The sequence below is a fragment of the Flavobacterium sp. GP15 genome, assembly GCF_014281985.1.
GTDB lineage: Bacteria > Bacteroidota > Bacteroidia > Flavobacteriales > Flavobacteriaceae > Flavobacterium > Flavobacterium pygoscelis.
Window position 1 is genome coordinate 127,703 of sequence record NZ_JACFTC010000001.1, and the last position, 19,801, is coordinate 147,503.

The window sequence follows — 19,801 nt, forward strand, 5'->3', positions numbered from 1 at the left end:
ATTTTTATATAAAAACCACTTAGCTTATGCTAAGTGGTTTTTATTTTTTAATAACTATTTACAAATATGGTGTGCTGAGCTCCAATTTTAATCGAATTAACAAACCGTTATAAAAAACTCTTTTTATAATTCTATTTATTTTTAAAAAAATAGCTATTCGTTAGAAATCTTGGATAATTAATTAGACCTTTGCAGACTTTTTTGAGGGAACTCTAAAAAGACTAAAGTTTTAAAAATTAACAATTTATCATCAACTAGATGAAAAAGAAAATAGAAATACTTGCTCCAGCAAAAGATTTAATACACGGAATGGCAGCCATCAACAGTGGGGCCGACGCAGTATATATTGGAGCACCACAATTTGGAGCACGCTCTAATGCAACGAACTCGATCGAAGATATAGCTGAATTAGTAAAATATGCTCACTTATTCCACGCTCAAGTTTTTGTTGTAATCAACACCATCTTATACGATAATGAATTGGAAACGTGTCGTCAGATGATTTGGAAATTGTACGACATTAAAGTAGATGCGCTTATCGTGCAAGATATGGCAATCATGGAAATGGAGTTACCTCCAATCGTTTTACATGCAAGCACACAAGCAAACAACCGCGACGCTGACAAAATTAAATTCCTGAAAGATGCTGGAATGAAACGTGTCGTTTTAGCTCGAGAATTAAACCTTCATCAAATAAAAACAATTAGTACAGCATCAGATGTAGAATTAGAGTTTTTTGTAACAGGCGCTTTGTGTGTTTCCTTTAGTGGAAACTGCTACATGAGTGTTGCCAATGGAGAACGCAGCGCCAACCGTGGTTCATGCGCTCAAAACTGTCGTTTGCCTTACAACTTAATTGACGGACACGGTGAAACATTAATCAAAAACAGTCACTTACTTTCTATCAAGGATTTTGATGTTTCAGATCAAATTCCAAACTTAATCGAAGCGGGAGTTTGCTCTTTCAAGATAGAAGGCCGATTGAAGGATATTGTATATGTAAAAAATAATGTTTCATATCTAAGACAAAAACTAGATGCTTTTCTAGAAGGAAATGAAAGCTACACTAAAGCTTCTTCGGGAAAATGCACCTTTACTTTCGATTCTGCTTTAAACAAAAGCTTCAATCGGGGATACACCGATTATTTTGTAAACGGAAGAGACCAATCTATCGGGTCTTGGGAAAGTCCAAAATCAAAAGGTCAATATATTGGTAAATTAATCAAAACAATTGGTAACGCTTACCAAATTGAAAATGGAGAACTACTTAACAATGGCGATGGACTTTGCTACATAAACGACAACAATGAAGCAGATGGAATCTATGTAAATAAAGTCGAAAACGGCTTAGCCTATCCCAATGTTTTAAAGGAATTAAAAGAAGGCACTTTTATTTACCGCAATAATGATGCTGCCTTTATCAAAATCGTAGAGCGCGAAGATAGTGCGGTTCGAAAAATAAGTACTACTTTATTATTGACCGAAAATGAAAATGGTTTCGAATTAATCGCTACTGATGAAGACGGTTTTGTGAGCACAGTTCATTTAGAACATGCTAAAGAGCAAACTAAAAACAACGAATCTATTGCCGAAAATATAAAAACACAATTGGCTAAAACAGGATTCACTCCTTATAAAGCCGATGAAATTAATGTGATGTTTTCAGAAAACTGGTTTCTACCTATTTCAAAAATCAATGAAATGAGACGTACTGTTTTTGAACAATTATCAGCAATTCGTATGGCTGGCTACAAAGTTGAAGAACACCAATTGGTTAAAACTTCACATCCTTATCCTGAAACTAAATTAGATTTCATGTACAATGTATCTAACAAATTGGCACGTAAATTTTATGAGCGTCACGGTGTTACGGAAATAGAAAAAGCATTTGAATTACAATGGGAACCAGGAAAATCTCGTGTAATGACTACTAAATATTGCATCAAATACGAATTAAAAAAATGCCCTATACATCAAAAAGAAATTATGGGCGAGAAGTTAAAAGAACCTCTAGTCTTAAAGCAAGGCGAACTAGAATACAAATTGAAATTCAATTGCAAGCCTTGTGAAATGGAAATTTGGGAAAAAGATGCTGAGTTTGAAATTGAAGAAGATCATTTTCATTAATTGAGAAGTAAAATAAAAGCGTTCAAAAATTTATTTATAAATTTTTGAACGCTTTATTATTTCTAAAAATCAGTAATTTATCGATTTTTATTAAAGAATCTAATAAAATCAATTGCTCTTATTTATTTTTTTTAGTCGGTTTCTTTTTTGTAACCTTAGTTGCTTTTGGCTTTGCTACCTCTTTTGCATCCGATTTTACCTCTGCTTTTACTTTAGACTTTGGTTTAACATTATATAAGTTTACTACCTCTTCTATATCATCATACTTATATTCTTTTTCTTCAATCTTTTTCGCAATTTCTTGATTATCATTAAAATAATAGACTGCAAATTCTCTGAAAAAAGCATTATACCCTACAGAAGCTCCGTTTGAGCTCAAAGACACAAGTGTTGGATAATCTTCGTTTTTTCTTTTTAAGTAGTGATGTACTTCTTCAGAAACCACTTTCATTTTTCTAATTTTTATTTTATCTGCTTTTGTCTTTCCTTCTTTAATAGCATCACCCTCAACCTTAGCGTCTTTAATTCCATAGGACAATCCTCCTAAGTATAAGGAGACTTTGCCTTCCATTGTTTTACAAATCCAGCCTTCTTTTTCAATCTTTGTCTCTTTTCCTTTTGCTTTATATGTTTTTGTTTTAGTATAAAAGAAAGTATAAATCAACTTTTTATTTTCATCAAATATCTGTACCGAGTCAATATCTTTCCCATCAAATTTTTCGCTTTTATCAGCGACTCTCACTTTTATTCTTTTTTCCTTAAAACCTGGAAAATGCACTAGCCCACTAACATTTTGATTGTCCTTTTTAAAAACAATACCTTCTGCTTTCTGTTGCCCCATTCCCACATTGAATGTAATTTGGGAGTATCCTAATGTAGTTAGAAATAAAGCAGTGATCAATAAAAAAAAATTTGTTTTCATTATTTTTTGAATTATAATTATGATTTAAAAACCCACAAATATATAAATATAGTTCTCTTTTTGTGAGAAAATTCAATTTAAGTTATTCAAAAGTTATAACCATAAATTAAAATAAATTTTAACGTATTATAAAAAGTGTTTTTCTATTTTTACTACTCAATTAAGATGAGATAAAATGAAAATATTACTTCTAGGTTCTGGCGAGCTGGGTAAAGAGTTTACCATTGCAGCACAAAGAATCGGACAAAAAATAATTGCTGTCGATAGCTACGCAAATGCACCAGCGATGCAAGTTGCGCATGCTTTTGAAGTTATCAATATGTTAGACGGAACAGCTTTAGACCGTATTGTTGCCAAACATCAACCTGACTTTATTGTCCCAGAAATAGAAGCGATTCGTACGGAACAGTTTTACAAGTACGAAAAGCAAGGAATTGTAGTTGTTCCTTCGGCGAAAGCGGCCAACTTTACAATGAACAGAAAAGCAATTCGGGATTTAGCTTCAAAAGAATTAGGATTAAAAACGGCTAATTATCGCTATGCAACCACCGCTGAAGAACTACATAAAGGAGTTGAAGCAGTAGGAATGCCTTGCGTTGTAAAACCGTTAATGAGTTCGTCTGGAAAAGGACAATCTACAATAAAGACAATTGCCGATATTGATAAAGCATGGAATTATGCCGTTGAAGGTTCCCGTGGTGATGTAGTAGAAGTAATCGTCGAAGCATTTGTCCAGTTCAATTCGGAGATCACTTTACTAACTGTTGTTCAAAACAACAATCCCACCTTATTTTGCGCACCTATTGGTCATAGACAAGAACGTGGCGATTATATGGAAAGTTGGCAACCTGCACGTATTTCCGACAAGGACTTGTATGAGGCACAAGATATGGCCGAAAAAGTTACCGAAGCATTAGGTGGCGCTGGTCTATTTGGCGTTGAGTTTTTTCTAACAGATGAAGGCGTTTATTTCTCGGAGTTATCACCTCGTCCGCATGATACAGGAATGGTCACCTTAGCAGGAACCCAAAATTTTAATCAATTTGAATTGCATTTAAGAGCAATTTTAAGTTTACCGATTTTTGAGATTACTCTAGAAAAAGCAGGTGCTAGTGCTGTTATCTTAGCTTCAGAAAATTCAGAAAATCCAAGCTATTCCGGAATCGAAAAAATAGCAGCTTTACCAAAAACTGACTTTAGAATCTTTGGAAAACCAACTTCGAGACCATACCGAAGAATGGGAGTTGCACTTGCAAACGACATTCTAGAAACACCAATTGAAGAAATTGTGGAAAGAGCAAAAAATGCTGCTACCTTAGTAACCGTAAATTTATAATTATGAAAAAAATAATAGTAGCAACATTTTTATTTTTCGCAGTAGCAATAAGTGCTCAAGAAAAAAAAGAGGAAATAAAACCACAAATTGTAGAAGCCGCTTGCGGTCAATGTCAATTTGATATGAAAGGACATGGCTGCGATTTAGCCGTTCGCATTGATGGGAAATCCTATTTTGTAGATGGCACTTCAATAGATGCACATGGAGATGCACATGCTGATGACGGTTTTTGTGCTGCAGTCAGAAAAGCAGAGGTAGTTGGAAAAATAGTTGACGATAGATTTAAAGTGACTTCTTTTAAACTAGTACCTAAAAAATAAAAAAAGGCTTGCAATAATCACTGCAAGCCTTTCTTTTTACTACTTCTTTTTCATACTCGATTTTAGATTAATATTTTCGAATGTTGAAATATCAATTACTTCTTCTAAATCTAAATCAAAGGAAACTGAAATACTATCTCCGATAATTGTTACGGGCAACTGACTTGATATTTGAGAAGAACCCACGAAAATATTAGGATAATCTTTCACTTTAAAATAATAAAAGCTATTTCCGTTTTTAACATCATTTTGAATTCGAGTAACTACTGATTTTACTGTTTTTTTATTAGAGACATTATTGGGATTTATCTTGTTATCCGCCATATTATAGACGTTTTTAAAAGCGGTCAATGTTTCTCTCATCGTATTTCCTACTCCAACAATTGTATAATCGGAAATATCAACCATAGCAAACATTTTTACCAAACCTCCATCATCTTTAAGCGTCATCACATAAGCAGGTATATTATTGATGTTATACGGAATAGGCAGCGAAGCTTTATATCCTTTTTCTTGAACTTTCCCTTCGGCTGAACTTTGAGCAGCAAATTCTGTCGCTCCACTTTGCTTGTAAAAGGTCGCTTCTTTTGTTCTAGTATCTACCAATACAAAACCTACTGCAGACTCATCTTTCCCTACAGAAGTCAATCCGGTGTACCAATAGGATTTGTTATCTTTTCCGTACACTAAAGTCAAACCTTCTGTGGTTTGTAATTTATCTGCATTGGAGAAGTTCCAATACCCATGCACATATTCTCCCCAATCATTTAATTGGTCTTCTATAAAACCTAAAGGCTGAATGCGATCTACCCATAGTGGCGTTTTAGCAATTGAATATTCAGTCATAGCTCCCGATTGTGCATCAACAACAACAATTCCATTAGCTTCTTTTCCAGAAAAACCAATTCTCTTTTCATATTTAGTGATCACCCAAAATGGATTTCCAGCATCATCAATCTCAAAACTAAAATCGGCTAAACCAGCAGTGGCATATCCATTAAAATAAACATGGCGATGCAATTCACTACCAAAATAAGCACCGGGTTGGTACTTAATCTTTATCGCTTTTCCGCCCACATGTTGCACTAATTTCACATCACGCTCATTGGTTGCAGAAACCATTACATATCCTGCAGTTCCCTCTTGGTTATTAAACCATTTTAAAAGTCCAGAATGTAATAAGGGCGCAACCCAATACAACTCATCATTTACTTTTTGAATGCAAAAATCTCCTAATTCTACTTGACTTCCAAGAGCAGGCTGAGAACCTAATATTTTCTCTCCTAAAAGATAAGCTAACTTTTCATCGACCACTCTAATTTTATCTATAGAAATTGGAGCAATATGGTTTGTAATTTTTTCTCCATTTTTAACTTCACCAATTAATTTCTGATAGGAATCGCTTCTAAACATTTTCGTACTAGTAATAAGTGGTAATAAAATACAGTATGATAAAAGTATAGCTACTAAAACATATAAATACTTACTTGGCATAGCGGCAAGCTTTACCTGCTTTGTTTTTTCTGAAACCGTTAAACCACTAGAATATACAATAACTAGAATAACCAATACTAATAAAATAAAAGCGAATCCAGTAAAACCATAGTTTATTACTGGCAAATTGATGTAAAATAATATAAAGGCTACAACAGCAAGTGCTAAAACGGATAGAATTTTTTTCATGACTTTCTTTTTATACTTCATTAGTATAAAAGTTAAAGATATGTTACAAAAATTGCTGACAGAATTACAAGGACCAAGCATTCTGTCATGAATATTGCTATTTTTAATTCCTTAAGGTAAACAAAAGAGATTTTTTTAAATAGGGTAAAAAATAGTATTTTTGCATTTGATTCCTTTTTAATAGAAGAAATTGGTAAACAATAAAAAGATAAATATGAAAGCATATGTATTCCCGGGTCAAGGCGCACAATTCACAGGAATGGGCAAAGACTTATATGAGAATTCTCCACTAGCAAAAGAATTGTTTGAAAAAGCAAACGAAATATTAGGTTTCCGCATCACAGACATTATGTTTGAGGGAACTGCAGAAGAATTAAAAGAGACTAAGGTTACGCAACCAGCAGTTTTCTTGCACTCAGTAATTTTAGCAAAAACATTAGAAGATTTTAAACCAGAAATGGTAGCAGGTCATTCATTAGGTGAATTTTCAGCTTTAGTTGCCAATGGTACTTTATCTTTTGAAGATGGTCTTAAATTAGTTTCAAAAAGAGCACTTGCTATGCAAAAAGCTTGCGAAATTAAGCCTTCAACAATGGCAGCAGTTTTAGGATTAGCAGACAATATCGTAGAAGAAGTTTGCGCTTCGATTGACGGTGTTGTAGTAGCAGCAAACTATAACTGTCCTGGACAATTAGTAATTTCTGGCGAAACGTCAGCAGTTGAAAAAGCGTGTGAAGCCATGAAAACAGCTGGTGCAAAAAGAGCTTTATTATTACCTGTAGGCGGAGCATTTCACTCGCCTATGATGGAACCAGCAAGAGAAGAACTGGCGGCAGCTATTGAAGCAACTACGTTCTCTACTCCTATTTGCCCCGTTTATCAAAATGTAACTGCAACAGCAATTTCATCACCAGAGGAAATCAAGAAAAACTTAATAATCCAATTGACTGCTCCCGTAAAATGGACACAATCGGTACAGCAAATGATCGCTGATGGCGCCACTTTATTTACAGAAGTGGGCCCTGGAAAAGTATTAGCCGGTTTAATTGGAAAAATTGACAAAGAAGCGGTTACCGCGAATGCATAATATTAGTTAACAGTGATCCGTTTTTATGGGTCAGTCTATTTTAAAATAAAAAATCCTCATAAATACATTTTTATGAGGATTTTTGTTTTATAATCTATTCGCTTCTTCGCAATGATTATTTAATATTCCAGTAATCAAATAATTTTTGCCAGAATTTTCGAAAAAAACATACCAAGTGGTTCGTTTATTAGAGTTGTAAAAAATATAATTTGAACCAAGATATTTTAATTCTTGCGGAGTTTTCCGATTTGGAAAGTCTCTTATATTATCAGAAACAAATTGTATTAATTTTTCTAAATACTTGTCTGCATTTTCTTGATAAGAAAAGTATTTTTTATTGAATAATAAAAATACTAAATCATCGAAATAATCTAAAATATCATTTTTATAAATTATTTTTTCCAAGGATACTTACTTATTCGTTTCTTCATTTCTGATAAAAGCTCTTCAGGTGTATATCCATTTTTGAATTCCTTATCAAAATCGAAATTTTCTCCAATACCCTTTTGTTTTAAAGTAGTTTTGTAAGCCGTAATTGGTTCTTCCGCTTTGTTTGAATTTTCTATTTTATCGTTCATAATGAATGTATTAGCGAAACAAATTTACAAAAAAATCCCAAACCATCATTTTGATAATTTGGGATCTTTAATAAATATCAATTTAAAAATCTAACCTCTAATTTTCTGTTCCCATTTCCAAGCACTTGCCATCGCTTCTTCAAGCGTAGATTGTGCTTTCCAACCTAGAACATTATTTGCCTTGTCCGTATTGGCGTAAGCCGAAGTAATATCTCCTTCTCTGCGTCCTACAATTTTGTATGGCAATTTTTTACCGCTCACTTTTTCAAAACTATTTATCACTTCTAAAACAGAACTTCCTGTTCCTGTTCCTAAATTAAAGGTTTCTACTTTTGCTGTGTTTTTTTTGTTTATTAAACGCTGTAAAGCTATTACATGGGCTTTCGCCAAATCTACAACGTGAATATAATCACGAATAGCCGTTCCGTCTGGTGTTGGATAATCGTCGCCGTACACAGCCAATTCTTTTCGCAATTCAAAACCTGTTTGAGTAATAAATGGTACTAAGTTTTGAGGAACACCAATAGGCAATTCACCAATTTCAGCAGATGGATGGGAACCAATAGGATTAAAATAACGCAACAAAATAGCATTAATATTGGTCACTTTTGCGGTATCAGTTATGATTTCTTCTCCTACCGCTTTTGTATTTCCATAAGGAGAAACGGCCTGTTGAAGTGCTGCATCCTCCGTAATTGGCATCTTTTCGGCTTGACCGTAAACCGTACAAGAAGAACTGAAAATAAAATTGGCTTCGGGTTTTTGTTGTAATTGTTGTAAAACATAAATCAGTGCACTGATGTTATTTTCATAATACAACAAAGGGTCTTCAACACTTTCACCTACCGCTTTTGAAGCTGCAAAATGAATTACACCAGATATATCACTATTCCTTTTGAAAAAATCTTGTACTTTCTCTTTTTCGCGTAAATCTAAATTTTCAAAAATGGGCTTTTTGCCTGTAATTTTTTCAATTCCATCTAAAACACTCAAAGAAGTATTGGAAAGATTATCTACAATTATAACTTCAAAACCTTCGTTTTGCAATTCAACTACGGTATGAGAACCAATAAAACCTAAACCTCCTGTTACTAATACCTTCATTTTTATTAATTATTTTGCTTCAAGAATCTATTTTAAAAATTCTAAAACGCTATCTGTAATGTATTTAATTTGTTCATCATCTAACTCCGTATGCATTGGCAATGATAACACTTCTTGCACCAATTGATTCGTTACTGGAAAATTTTCTTCTTTGTAACGCGTATCTAAATAAGCTTTTTGAGAATGTAATGGAATTGGATAATAAATAGCACATGGAATTCCTTTGTCTAATAAATGCTGCATTAATCCATTTCTATCTGCCGCAATAATACGCAATGTATATTGATGAAAAACATGACAATCACAAATATCACATATCGTTGGTGAAATAATATTTTTATGTCCTTCAAAAGCGGCTGAATATTTTCTAGCGGCGTCTTGTCTTGCTTTGTTGTATTGGTCTAACAAGGGTAATTTAGCATTCAGAACAGCTGCTTGAATACTATCTAAACGAGAATTTACACCTACAACATCATGGTGGTAGCGTTCGTACATTCCGTGATTTACAATTCCACGTAATTTATGTGCTAAAGCATCATCATTAGTAAAAATAGCACCTCCGTCTCCATAACAACCAAGATTTTTAGACGGAAAGAACGAAGTTGCACCAACATGACCTATCGTTCCTGCTTTCTTTTTTGTTCCGTCAGAAAACTTGCAATTAGCGCCAATTGCTTGCGCATTATCTTCAATTACATATAGATTATGTTCTTTGGCAAGAGCCATAATAGCTTCCATATTAGCGGCACGACCAAATAAATGAACCGGTACAATTGCTTTAGTTTTTGGAGTAATGGCTTTTTTGATTCCTTCAATAGAGATATTCATGTTAACTAAATCAACATCTACTAAAACGGGTGTCAATTGTAGCAAGGCTATAACCTCAACAGTAGCAGCAAAAGTAAAATCGGCAGTAATTACCTCATCTCCTGGTTTTAAATCTAGACCCATCATTGCAATTTGCAAAGCATCGGTTCCGTTTGCGCATGGAATTACGTGTTTTACGTCTAAATAAGTTTCTAGAGATTTTTGAAACTGATGAACTTGAGGTCCATTAATATAAGTATTGGTTTCTAAAACTTCTTGAATTGAACTATTTACACTTTCTTTTATCTTATCGTATTGACTTTTTAAGTCAACCATTTGAATTTTTTTCATTGATTTTGCTTGTTTAAAGTTCGAAAGGATACTGTTTTTAAAAACAACGAACTCTTTCTAAAAACGAAGAACAAAAATAGTTATTATTGAGTTCAAACCAATGAACACCACTTAAAATAAATTCTATTTTGATGAAATAAAAAAGTGAAGCTGTAACAAAATAAATTTTAAGCATTTCATTCGAAGAAACTAAAATAAAGAAACCGTATTTTAGCCCCAAATTCTAAAAGATGCTTTTTCTCTATAACTTAGTGGTTCAATTTGCTGGTTTTTTATTAAAAATCACAGCCATTTTCAGTCCTAAAATGAAACTTTTTGTAGAAGGACGAAAAGATGTTTTTTTAACATTGCAACAAAAAATAAATCAATCCGATCAAACAATTTGGTTTCATGCCGCTTCTTTGGGCGAATACGAACAAGGTTTACCTGTTATAGAAGCTGTAAAAAAACAATTTCCGTCTCATAAAATCATTCTTACTTTTTTCTCACCTTCTGGTTATGAGGTTCGTAAAAACAACTCTGTAGCAGATGTAACAGTTTATCTTCCATTAGACACCAAGAAAAATGCGGATACATTTTTAGAATTAGTGCAACCCGATTTAGTTTTTTTTATTAAATACGAATATTGGCCCAATTATTTAGCGGGCCTTAAAAAACGAAACACAAAGACTTATCTAATTTCTGGAATATTAAGAGAAAACCAACTTTTTTTTAAATGGTATGGTGGTTTTTACAGAGAAGCATTAAACGCTTTCACTTACTTTTTTGTACAAAACGAAAAGTCTAAAAAACTCTTGCAAAGTCTAGGCAAAACAAATGTTTCAATTTCTGGAGATACTCGATTTGACAGAGTGGCTACCATTTTAGAAAAAGACAATTCATTAGATTTCATTTCTCAATTTAAAGACAACAAAACCACAATTGTTATAGGAAGTTCTTGGCCAAAAGATGAAAACTTATTGATTAATTTTATCCATTCAAACGCAATGAAAATTAAATTTATAATTGCGCCACATAACATCAAGAAAGAACAAATTCAACAATTAAAGAGTAGCATCACTAAAAAAACGGTCTTATTCACTGAAAAAGAAGGACAGAATTTAGCTGATTTTGATGTTTTTATTATTGATACTGTTGGTATTCTAACAAAGATTTATAGCTATGCAGATATTGCTTATGTTGGTGGAGGTTTTGGAAATCCTGGTGTTCACAATTTATTAGAACCTGCTACGTTTGGTGTTCCAATTGTCATCGGACCTAACTATTCTCATTTTCCAGAAGCAACCGCATTAGTCAATATGGAAGGTTGTAGTGTTATAACAAATGCTAAAGAATTAAAAGAAACCTTTATAAACCTAATTCGGAATGATGATATTAGGAATGAAAAAGGACATATTTGCGAAACTTTTGTACAAATGAATAAAGGGGCTACTTCTATAATTTTAAAAAATATTTTAAATGATACATTTTAAACCATTAGTCACTACAGATATAGAAACCATAGTGTTGTTGATGCAGGATTTCTATGCGATAGACAATTATCCTATTGACCTAAAAGTTAGCAAATCTTTATTTAAGGAATTCATTGCCAATGAAAATCTGGGAAAAGCATGGCTTATTTTGAACGAAGATGAAATTGTGGGTTATGTGATTCTAACTTTTATTTTCAGTTTTGAATACCAAGGAAAAATTGCTTTTTTAGATGAATTGTACCTAACCAAACAAGCTAGAGGCAAAGGAATTGGAGGTCAAACTGTATCATTTGTTAAGGATAAAAGTACAGAATTGGGATTAAAATTAATCTACTTAGAAATAGAAAATCACAATCAAAATGCACAAAAATTGTATATTGCCAACGGTTTTGAATTGCATAATCGAAAATTAATGGCCCACAAAATCAAGTAAAATTGCAAACTAAATATATAAACATGAAATTTTTAAAACTATTCCTATTATTATTTGTTATTCAGACACAAGCCCAACAAGGCGGTATGTGGATTCCTTCCTTACTAAAAGGCATGAACGAAACAGAAATGAAAAATCTAGGCATGAAAATGTCTGTGAAAGAGATTTACGATGTAAACCAATCTAGTATGAAAGATGCCGTTCCTCATTTTAACGGTGGTTGTACTTCTGAAGTAATTTCTCCAAAAGGATTAATACTAACCAATCACCATTGTGGATATTCTCAAATTCAATCACACTCTACAGTAGATCACGATTACCTTGCAGATGGTTTTTGGGCTTATAAAATGGAGGACGAATTACCAAACGAAGGTTTGACCGTAACATTTATTGTAAAAATTGAAGATGTAACGACAGCTGTATTGAACGGAACAGCTACACTTACAAATGAAGCAGAAAAACAGAAAAAAATCCAAGAGAACATTTCAGCATTAAGCAACTCTCTACCAAAGGAAAGTTGGCAAGAAAACAAAATTCGTACATTTTATGAAGGCAATCAATACATGCTTTTTGTAACAGAAACCTTTACCGATGTTCGTTTGGTGGGCGCTCCACCGACCTCAATAGGAAAATTTGGATCAGACACTGACAACTGGGTTTGGCCACGTCATACAGGAGATTTTTCTTTATTCAGAATTTATGCTGACAAAAATAATCATCCAGCAAAATACTCAAAAGACAACGTGCCTTATACACCAAAACACTTTTTACCCATTTCACTTGATGGTGTAGCCGAAGATGATTTTACTTTAGTATTTGGTTATCCAGGAAAAACAAATGAGTATTTACCCGCAGTTGCAATTGAGCAAATTGTAAATGAGTTAAATCCAGCAAAAATAGAAATTAGAGACAAAGCCTTGAAAGTTGCTGATGGTTTTATGCGAAAAGACAATGCCATCAAAATTCAGTATGCTTCAAAATATGCTAGTATTGCTAATTATTGGAAAAAATGGATTGGAGAAACTCAAGGATTAAAAAAATCAAATGCTGTAGCTGTAAAAAGAGAAGCTGAGAAAGTTTTTCAACAAAAAATAGTTAAAGCAGGGAAAGAAAAAGAATACGGAACACTATTAGCTGATTTCGAAAAGAACTATGCTGCAATCGCTCCTTATGCCGTTGCAAGAGAATATTTTATGGAGACAGTGCAACGCAATACAGAAATGCTTAGCACCGGATTTAAATTATACCAATTAGAACAAGTTTATAACGCTAAAGGTGAACAAGCTTTTAATGACAGAAAAACTAATTTAATTAGTAGTTTGGCAGATTTTTATAAAAACTTTAATGCAACAGTTGACGAAAAAGTTTTTGAACAATTGATTGATTTGTATGCTAATCAATCATCTAAGCAATTTTTACCAAAAGGATTAACGAACATTAATGCTAAAAATTTAGCTTCAGAAATATATAGCAAATCCAAACTTAAAGATTACGACAGCTTGAAAAAATTACTTTCTGGCGATGCAAAAACTGTAATAGCAAACTTAAATGCAGATCCCGCTTTTATCTTAGTAAAAGAATTGTCAGATAAGTACACTAAAGAGATTGCGCCAAAATATGATGAAATCAACTTAGAGATCACTGCATTGCAACGTACTTACATGAAAGCACAATTAGAATTAAACACGGACAGCCGTATTTTTCCAGATGCCAATAGTACTTTAAGAGTTACTTACGGAAAAGTAAAAGGATACGAACCTAAAGATGCTACTCTTTATACACCAATAACGTATTTAGACGGTGTAATGGAAAAGTATATTCCTGGAGATTATGAATTTGATGTTCCTGCAAAACTAATTGATTTATACAAAACTAAAGATTACGGTCCGTACAGCGAAAATGGAAAAATGCCAGTGAATTTTATAGGCACCAATCATACTACAGGAGGAAATTCAGGAAGCCCTGCAATTGACGCTTATGGGAATTTAATTGGACTTAATTTTGATCGAGTTTGGGAAGGAACAATGAGCGATATCTATTATGACCCTAGTATTTGTAGAAATATAATGGTTGACATAAGATATGTTTTATTTATTATGGACAAATATGCTGGTGCTAAAAACTTAATTAGCGAATTAAAACTAGTTCACCCAAAACAAGGTAAAACACTAAAAAAGAAGACCTTAAGTAAAAAATAAATTAAAAAAAGGGTTAAATTAGCGATATTAAAAACTAATTTAACCTTTTAATCAACTGGCATAATAATTGCTATTTAAATGAACGTTGGTGAAAAATATTATTTTTTAAAAAAAAAATAAAAATATATTTTACATATTAAAAAATTTATATCTTTGCCACGAATTAATAATTAACCTTTTATAATAAATTAAGATGAAAAAAGTATTTTTAAGTTTAGCTGCTGTTGCTGTATTAACTGTTGTATCATGTAAAAAAGCTGACGCTTCTGCTGAAGAGTCTGCTAACGCTGTTGATTCTGCTGCTATGGTAGTTGATTCTGCTGCTATGGTTGTTGATTCTGCTGCTACTGTAGTTGATTCTGCTGCTGCTGTTGCAACTGATGCTGCTGCTACTGCTACTGAAGCTGCTGCTGAAGTAAAAAAATAATTAGAACTTAAATTCTAAAAATTTTAAAGCCATCCCGCTAAGCGAGATGGCTTTTTTATTTCCTATCACTAGACTTCATAAAGAAACAAAGTGATTAATAAAAAAAGAGAATGTCTTTACTAATAAAGACATTCTCTTTTTTTATTAATCAACAACAAGGTTAGTCCTGAAAAATAAAATCATTGCCTGAAAAATCTAATATTTCAGAAACCGATCCATAACGTACAATTTCGTCGATCCCTTTTTGCAAACGCAATGAAGTTGTATATTTTCTACTGGTGGCAAAATGAACGCCATCCAACATTAGTTTAAAATAGAATTTTCCAGTTGAGGATTTAAATTTTAAAAAATCTGCTGTTTCTATTTCACGCTTAAATCTTTCAATATCTTCTTCACACTCAAACTTAAGCTCATAACTGAGACTAGTAAAAACCACTTTCCCTTTTCTAGAAGTAAAAACAAATTTATACTCATCATTAAACCTTCTACTAATAACAAAAGCCCCCATAATTTACTTTAAATAAATTTGACAATCAAAACGAATAAACACATGACTACTCGCTTCATTTTTTAAATTATGACATATCACCCATAAACTTCTTTATCTACTATAAAACACAGTCATTTGATGCTAAAAACTAACTATAACATTAGTTAATGTAATTTAATAGACTCGATAAAACATAGAGATTGTATTACTTTGAATCACACCAATAAATCTGAAGTAGTCATTTTATAAAATAAAAAAAGCTCCAAACATAGTTTGAAGCTTTTTTAGTACTCAGAGCGGGACTTGAACCCGCACGAACATTGCTGTTCACTGGATTTTAAGTCCAGCGTGTCTACCAATTTCACCATCCGAGCATTATGTGGTGTGGAGCGAAAAACGGGGCTCGAACCCGCGACCTCGACCTTGGCAAGGTCGCGCTCTACCAACTGAGCTATTTTCGCATTTTCAATTCTTTAAAAGAACCACAATACTTGTTGTGTATTGCGGATGCAAATTTAGGACTTTTATTGAGTTACGCAAGATTTTTTTATAAAAAAATACAATAAAAAAGCTAAACTTCTGATAACCTATTATTTAAAAACAATAAAATTATTTCCTAACTAACATTCTCTTAATTTCATTGAGTTTCATCAAGGCCTCCATAGGAGTAATAGTATTTATATCTAGATTTAAAATCTCTTCTTTTATCTCTTCTAACAAAGGATCATCTAAATTAAAGAAACTCATTTGCATTTCCTCTTTAGCCTCTTTAATTCCATTCAAGGCATCACTAGAATGATTTTTCTCTAATTTTTTCAAAAGCTTTTGCGCTTTCAAGATTACTATTTGTGGCATTCCGGCCATTTTCGCCACATGTATTCCAAAACTATGAGCACTCCCTCCTTTTACTAATTTTCGAATAAAAAGAACAGTGTCTTTGAGTTCCTTTACTGCCACGTTATAGTTTTGAATTCTAGGTAAAGATTCACTCATTTCATTCAATTCGTGGTAATGGGTAGCAAACAAGGTTTTAGGTCTTGAAGGATGCTCATGCAAAAACTCTGCAATTGCCCAAGCAATAGAAATTCCGTCATAGGTACTAGTTCCTCTTCCGATCTCATCTAACAATACCAAACTTCTATCTGAAATATTATTCAAAATTGAAGCCGTTTCATTCATTTCGACCATAAAAGTAGATTCACCCATCGAGATATTATCACTCGCTCCTACTCTCGTAAATATCTTATCAACAATACCCATTCTAACACTCTCTGCAGGAACAAAACTTCCCATTTGAGCTAACAGTACTATTAAAGCAGTTTGACGCAAAATAGCCGACTTACCAGACATATTAGGACCGGTAATCATAATAAGCTGCTGGGTTTCTCTATCCAAGAAAACATCATTAGCAATATACGGAGTACCCACCGGCAATTGTTTTTCGATAACAGGATGTCTTCCGTTTTTAATTTCTAGTTCGAATGTCTCGTCTAATTCTGGGCAAACATAATTATTTTTTATGGCGAGTTGGGTAAAAGAACACAAGCAATCCAACTGCGCTACCAAGTTCGCATTCATCTGTACTGGCTTAATATAAGTAGCAATCCAACCAACCAATTGCTCGAACAACTCTGCTTCAATTTTATGAATTTTCTCTTCAGCTCCTAGTATTTTTGTTTCGTATTCCTTAAGCTCTTCCGTAATATAACGCTCAGCATTAACTAAAGTTTGCTTGCGAATCCATTCCGCTGGAACTTTATCCTTATGCATGTTTCTCACTTCTATATAATAGCCAAAAACATTATTAAAGGAGATTTTTAATGAAGAAATTCCCGTTGCTAGAGATTCTCTTTTTTCAATTCCATCTAAGAATTCCTTACCAGAAGTTGATATAGCTCGCAAATCATCCAATTCTGCATGAACGCCTTTAGCAATAGCATTTCCTTTAGCAATAGCTACCGGAGCATCTTGATTCAATACCGTTTTTATTTTCTCACGCAACAATTCGCAACTATGCAAACTATCACCAATAATTTTTACTGCTTCTTGCGGACTTTGCAAGGCTAAATCTTTAATCGGAATAATAGCATCCAATGATTCTTTTAGATAAACCACCTCACGAGGAGATACTTTTCCGGCTGCTATTTTAGAAATTAAACGTTCTAAATCAGATATTTGTTTGATTTGATTTTGAATATTCTTAAAAACATCTTGATTGGCTTTCAAATAAGAAACTACCTCATGACGACTTTTTATTTTAACACTATCTTTCAAGGGCAGAGCCAACCACCTTTTTAGCAAACGGCCTCCCATTGGCGAAAGCGTTTTATCAATAACATCCAGCAAAGTAACCGCATTTGGATTGTAACTGTGATATAATTCGAGATTACGAATTGTAAAACGATCCATCCAGACATAAGCGTCTTCGGCAATGCGCTGAATACTCGTAATGTGTTGCACTCTATTGTGTTGCGTTTCAGAAAGATAATATAAAATTGCTCCCGAGGCAACAACGCCCTCTTTAAGCTCTTCTACTCCAAACCCTTTCAAAGAAACGGTTTGAAAATGCTTTGTTAAGGTTTCAAAAGCATAATCTTCCTTATAGATCCAATCTTCTAAATAAAAAGTATGGTAGTCCTCTCCAAAAGTTTCTCGGAAATCATTCTTATTATTTTTTGGAATTAAAACCTCACTAGGATTAAAATTCTGTAACAGCTTATCTATATATTCTGCGTTTCCTTGAGCCGTTAAGAATTCACCTGTAGATACATCCAAAAAAGAGATTCCTATTGATTTATTGGCAAAGAAAATAGCAGCCAAAAAGTTATTTGTTTTAGACTGTAAAACCTCATCATTCATAGAAACACCAGGCGTAACAAGCTCAGTAACTCCTCTCTTCACAATTGTTTTAGTCATTTTGGGATCTTCTAGCTGATCGCAAATTGCTACACGAAGTCCTGCTTTGACTAATTTAGGCAAATAGGTGTTTATAGAGTGGTGCGGAAAACCAGCCAAGGCAGTCTCTGTTTCAGAACCTGCTCCGCGTTTGGTTAGAGTAATACCTAAAATCTTTGAAGCCCGTACTGCATCATCACCAAAAGTCTCATAAAAATCCCCAACACGAAACAACAAACAAGCATCAGGATACTTTCGTTTAATCTCGTTATACTGCTTCATTAAAGGCGTTTCCTTAACCAATTTATCTTTAGATGCCAACTTACTTTATTTTAAAAATGAATGAAAAAAATTCTGTGAGCGAATTTATAGATTTATAGTCAATTATTAAAGATCCAAAAAAATATTAATGATTTTTAAGATGAAATTAAGCTATTGGCATGATTTTTTCTTTAAATTTGTCAAACCAATTAAAAAAAACAAATAAAATGAAAAAGATAATTACACTAGCATTATTACTAGTTGTAGGAGTTACGGCTTCTAACGCTCAAGAAACTTCAAAAGCACCTAAGAAAATCAAAGCTAAAACTACAGCAGTTGCAAAAATTGAAGGTGCAGGAATGGTTTTTCAAACAGAAACTATTGATTACGGAACTGTTGCTTATAATTCTGATGGTAAACGTGAATTTGTATTTACTAACAACGGAAACAAACCATTAATCATTACTAATGCACAAGGTTCATGTGGCTGTACAGTTCCTACTTATCCAAGAGAACCAATTGCTCCAGGAGCAAAAGGAGTTATTGGAGTAAAGTATGATACTTCTAGAGCAGGACAATCATTTAATAAAACAGTAACTTTGACAACTAACGCTGTTGAACCAACTAAAGTACTTACAATTAAAGGAAATGTTTTAGCAGCTGATGCCGCAAAAAGCTAATTAATATAAATTAATAAGAAGAAAGCTTCCCATGAATAGGAAGCTTTTTTTTTGAATAATAGCCAAAATATGAGAAAGCTTGAAAATAGCGAATTAAATCGAAAATCTATTGAAGGTTTCAAAGAATCCGAAAAAACGCCGATTATTTTAATATTAGATGACATTCGTAGTTTACACAACATTGGTTCTGTTTTTAGAACAGCAGATGCTTTTTTGATCGAAAAAATATACCTCTGTGGCATTACTGCTACGCCTCCCAACAAAGAAATACATAAAACGGCTCTTGGAGCTACAGAAACAGTTGCATGGGAACATCATCAAAACGTTCTTGAAGTTATAGAAAACTTAAAAAAGGAAAACGTAATGACGCTCGCAATCGAACAAGTAGAAAGCGCTGTTTTTCTTCAGGATTTCAAAGTTGAAAATAAAAAGAAGTATGCTTTAGTTTTTGGAAATGAGGTTTATGGAGTTTCTCAAGAAGCAGTTGCACTTTGTGATGGATCAATTGAAATTCCACAATTGGGAACCAAACATTCTTTAAACATTTCAGTTAGTGCCGGAATTGTAGTTTGGGATTTATTTGTTAAAATCAAGCAGTTAGAAAATAAGGTAGATTAGAAAATGTGAAAA

18 protein-coding genes and 2 tRNA genes are annotated in these 19,801 nt (G+C 33.1%); 10 read left to right on the plus strand and 10 right to left on the minus strand.

From position 1 onward, the window contains the following. Nucleotides 1-258 precede the first annotated feature (258 nt). A complete protein-coding gene (locus H2650_RS00595; protein ID WP_188048820.1) occupies nucleotides 259-2,127 on the plus strand; it encodes a U32 family peptidase in 1,869 nt (622 codons plus the stop codon). Between the two features lie 118 nt (nucleotides 2,128-2,245). Here H2650_RS00595 and H2650_RS00600 read toward each other — a convergent pair whose 3' ends face one another. Next, entirely contained in the window at nucleotides 2,246-3,049 is an 804-nt protein-coding gene (locus H2650_RS00600; protein ID WP_188048821.1) for a hypothetical protein, read from the minus strand. 175 nt (nucleotides 3,050-3,224) lie between these two features. On the opposite strand from H2650_RS00600, the gene purT reads away from it, so the two are divergent. Together purT and H2650_RS00610 are read left to right on the plus strand one after the other, a co-directional pair. Next, nucleotides 3,225-4,385, plus strand: coding sequence for a formate-dependent phosphoribosylglycinamide formyltransferase (gene purT, locus H2650_RS00605; RefSeq protein WP_188048822.1), 1,161 nt, complete (start codon nucleotides 3,225-3,227; stop codon nucleotides 4,383-4,385). A gap of 2 nt (nucleotides 4,386-4,387) precedes the next feature. Next, entirely contained in the window at nucleotides 4,388-4,705 is a 318-nt protein-coding gene (locus H2650_RS00610; RefSeq protein ID WP_188048823.1) for a DUF6370 family protein, read from the plus strand. Between the two features lie 39 nt (nucleotides 4,706-4,744). Here H2650_RS00610 and H2650_RS00615 read toward each other — a convergent pair whose 3' ends face one another. Then, nucleotides 4,745-6,388 (minus strand): hypothetical protein, encoded by a 1,644-nt coding sequence (locus H2650_RS00615; RefSeq protein ID WP_188048824.1) that lies wholly within the window; start codon nucleotides 6,386-6,388, stop codon nucleotides 4,745-4,747. 214 nt (nucleotides 6,389-6,602) lie between these two features. Between H2650_RS00615 and fabD the strand changes: the two genes are divergently transcribed. Continuing rightward, nucleotides 6,603-7,475 (plus strand): ACP S-malonyltransferase, encoded by an 873-nt coding sequence (gene fabD / locus H2650_RS00620; RefSeq protein ID WP_188048825.1) that lies wholly within the window; start codon nucleotides 6,603-6,605, stop codon nucleotides 7,473-7,475. An 87-nt stretch (nucleotides 7,476-7,562) separates the two neighbouring features. On the opposite strand, the gene H2650_RS00625 is transcribed toward fabD, so the two are convergent. From H2650_RS00625 to H2650_RS00640, 4 genes are all read right to left on the minus strand, one after another. Beyond that, nucleotides 7,563-7,880, minus strand: coding sequence for a hypothetical protein (locus H2650_RS00625; protein ID WP_188048826.1), 318 nt, complete (start codon nucleotides 7,878-7,880; stop codon nucleotides 7,563-7,565). Beyond that, nucleotides 7,868-8,053, minus strand: coding sequence for a hypothetical protein (locus tag H2650_RS00630; protein ID WP_188048827.1), 186 nt, complete (start codon nucleotides 8,051-8,053; stop codon nucleotides 7,868-7,870). Before H2650_RS00630 ends, H2650_RS00625 begins: the two co-directional genes overlap by 13 nt. Nucleotides 8,054-8,143: 90 nt before the next feature. Next, the gene (gene galE, locus H2650_RS00635; RefSeq protein WP_188048828.1) at nucleotides 8,144-9,157 is read right to left on the minus strand and encodes a UDP-glucose 4-epimerase GalE; all 1,014 of its coding nucleotides are present in this window, start codon (nucleotides 9,155-9,157) and stop codon (nucleotides 8,144-8,146) included. Between the two features lie 27 nt (nucleotides 9,158-9,184). Next, entirely contained in the window at nucleotides 9,185-10,315 is a 1,131-nt protein-coding gene (locus H2650_RS00640) for a DegT/DnrJ/EryC1/StrS aminotransferase family protein (RefSeq protein ID WP_188048829.1), read from the minus strand. Between the two features lie 230 nt (nucleotides 10,316-10,545). Here H2650_RS00640 and H2650_RS00645 point away from each other — a divergent pair, with 230 nt between their 5' ends. From H2650_RS00645 to H2650_RS00660, 4 genes are all read left to right on the plus strand, one after another. Then, nucleotides 10,546-11,787, plus strand: a complete 1,242-nt coding sequence (locus H2650_RS00645; RefSeq protein WP_188048830.1) for a 3-deoxy-D-manno-octulosonic acid transferase — start codon at nucleotides 10,546-10,548, stop codon at nucleotides 11,785-11,787. Further along, nucleotides 11,774-12,220 (plus strand): GNAT family N-acetyltransferase, encoded by a 447-nt coding sequence (locus tag H2650_RS00650; RefSeq protein WP_188048831.1) that lies wholly within the window; start codon nucleotides 11,774-11,776, stop codon nucleotides 12,218-12,220. The genes H2650_RS00645 and H2650_RS00650 overlap by 14 nt, the downstream gene beginning before the upstream one ends. Nucleotides 12,221-12,243: 23 nt before the next feature. Beyond that, nucleotides 12,244-14,418 carry a S46 family peptidase gene (locus H2650_RS00655; protein ID WP_188048832.1) on the plus strand — a complete coding sequence of 725 codons (2,175 nt, stop codon included), beginning with the start codon at nucleotides 12,244-12,246 and terminating at the stop codon, nucleotides 14,416-14,418. Between the two features lie 193 nt (nucleotides 14,419-14,611). After that, nucleotides 14,612-14,845 (plus strand): hypothetical protein, encoded by a 234-nt coding sequence (locus tag H2650_RS00660; RefSeq protein WP_188048833.1) that lies wholly within the window; start codon nucleotides 14,612-14,614, stop codon nucleotides 14,843-14,845. 160 nt (nucleotides 14,846-15,005) lie between these two features. On the opposite strand, the gene H2650_RS00665 is transcribed toward H2650_RS00660, so the two are convergent. The 4 genes from H2650_RS00665 to mutS form a co-directional block, all read right to left on the minus strand. Then, a complete protein-coding gene (locus H2650_RS00665; RefSeq protein ID WP_188048834.1) occupies nucleotides 15,006-15,353 on the minus strand; it encodes a DUF1508 domain-containing protein in 348 nt (115 codons plus the stop codon). Nucleotides 15,354-15,623: 270 nt separating this feature from the next. After that, nucleotides 15,624-15,709: transfer RNA gene (locus tag H2650_RS00670), tRNA-Leu, on the minus strand. 11 nt (nucleotides 15,710-15,720) lie between these two features. Continuing rightward, nucleotides 15,721-15,796, minus strand: a tRNA-Gly gene (locus H2650_RS00675). 148 nt (nucleotides 15,797-15,944) lie between these two features. Then, a complete protein-coding gene (gene mutS, locus H2650_RS00680; RefSeq protein ID WP_188048835.1) occupies nucleotides 15,945-18,551 on the minus strand; it encodes a DNA mismatch repair protein MutS in 2,607 nt (868 codons plus the stop codon). 167 nt (nucleotides 18,552-18,718) lie between these two features. Between mutS and H2650_RS00685 the strand changes: the two genes are divergently transcribed. Further along, nucleotides 18,719-19,171, plus strand: coding sequence for a DUF1573 domain-containing protein (locus H2650_RS00685; RefSeq protein WP_188048836.1), 453 nt, complete (start codon nucleotides 18,719-18,721; stop codon nucleotides 19,169-19,171). A 69-nt stretch (nucleotides 19,172-19,240) separates the two neighbouring features. Next, entirely contained in the window at nucleotides 19,241-19,789 is a 549-nt protein-coding gene (locus H2650_RS00690) for an RNA methyltransferase (protein WP_188048837.1), read from the plus strand. The last annotated feature ends 12 nt before the right edge of the window (nucleotides 19,790-19,801 follow it).

What these genes read in the sequence shown, in the direction of transcription:
- H2650_RS00595 (WP_188048820.1), top strand. Translation starts at nt 259, where the DNA reads ATGAAAAAGAAAATAGAAATACTTGCTCCAGCAAAAGATTTAATACAC.
- H2650_RS00600 (WP_188048821.1), bottom strand. Translation starts at nt 3,049, where the DNA reads ATGAAAACAAATTTTTTTTTATTGATCACTGCTTTATTTCTAACTACA.
- purT (WP_188048822.1), top strand. Translation starts at nt 3,225, where the DNA reads ATGAAAATATTACTTCTAGGTTCTGGCGAGCTGGGTAAAGAGTTTACC.
- H2650_RS00610 (WP_188048823.1), top strand. Translation starts at nt 4,388, where the DNA reads ATGAAAAAAATAATAGTAGCAACATTTTTATTTTTCGCAGTAGCAATA.
- H2650_RS00615 (WP_188048824.1), bottom strand. Translation starts at nt 6,388, where the DNA reads ATGAAAAAAATTCTATCCGTTTTAGCACTTGCTGTTGTAGCCTTTATA.
- fabD (WP_188048825.1), top strand. Translation starts at nt 6,603, where the DNA reads ATGAAAGCATATGTATTCCCGGGTCAAGGCGCACAATTCACAGGAATG.
- H2650_RS00630 (WP_188048827.1), bottom strand. Translation starts at nt 8,053, where the DNA reads ATGAACGATAAAATAGAAAATTCAAACAAAGCGGAAGAACCAATTACG.
- galE (WP_188048828.1), bottom strand. Translation starts at nt 9,157, where the DNA reads ATGAAGGTATTAGTAACAGGAGGTTTAGGTTTTATTGGTTCTCATACC.
- H2650_RS00640 (WP_188048829.1), bottom strand. Translation starts at nt 10,315, where the DNA reads ATGAAAAAAATTCAAATGGTTGACTTAAAAAGTCAATACGATAAGATA.
- H2650_RS00645 (WP_188048830.1), top strand. Translation starts at nt 10,546, where the DNA reads ATGCTTTTTCTCTATAACTTAGTGGTTCAATTTGCTGGTTTTTTATTA.
- H2650_RS00650 (WP_188048831.1), top strand. Translation starts at nt 11,774, where the DNA reads ATGATACATTTTAAACCATTAGTCACTACAGATATAGAAACCATAGTG.
- H2650_RS00655 (WP_188048832.1), top strand. Translation starts at nt 12,244, where the DNA reads ATGAAATTTTTAAAACTATTCCTATTATTATTTGTTATTCAGACACAA.
- H2650_RS00660 (WP_188048833.1), top strand. Translation starts at nt 14,612, where the DNA reads ATGAAAAAAGTATTTTTAAGTTTAGCTGCTGTTGCTGTATTAACTGTT.
- H2650_RS00665 (WP_188048834.1), bottom strand. Translation starts at nt 15,353, where the DNA reads ATGGGGGCTTTTGTTATTAGTAGAAGGTTTAATGATGAGTATAAATTT.
- H2650_RS00685 (WP_188048836.1), top strand. Translation starts at nt 18,719, where the DNA reads ATGAAAAAGATAATTACACTAGCATTATTACTAGTTGTAGGAGTTACG.
- H2650_RS00690 (WP_188048837.1), top strand. Translation starts at nt 19,241, where the DNA reads ATGAGAAAGCTTGAAAATAGCGAATTAAATCGAAAATCTATTGAAGGT.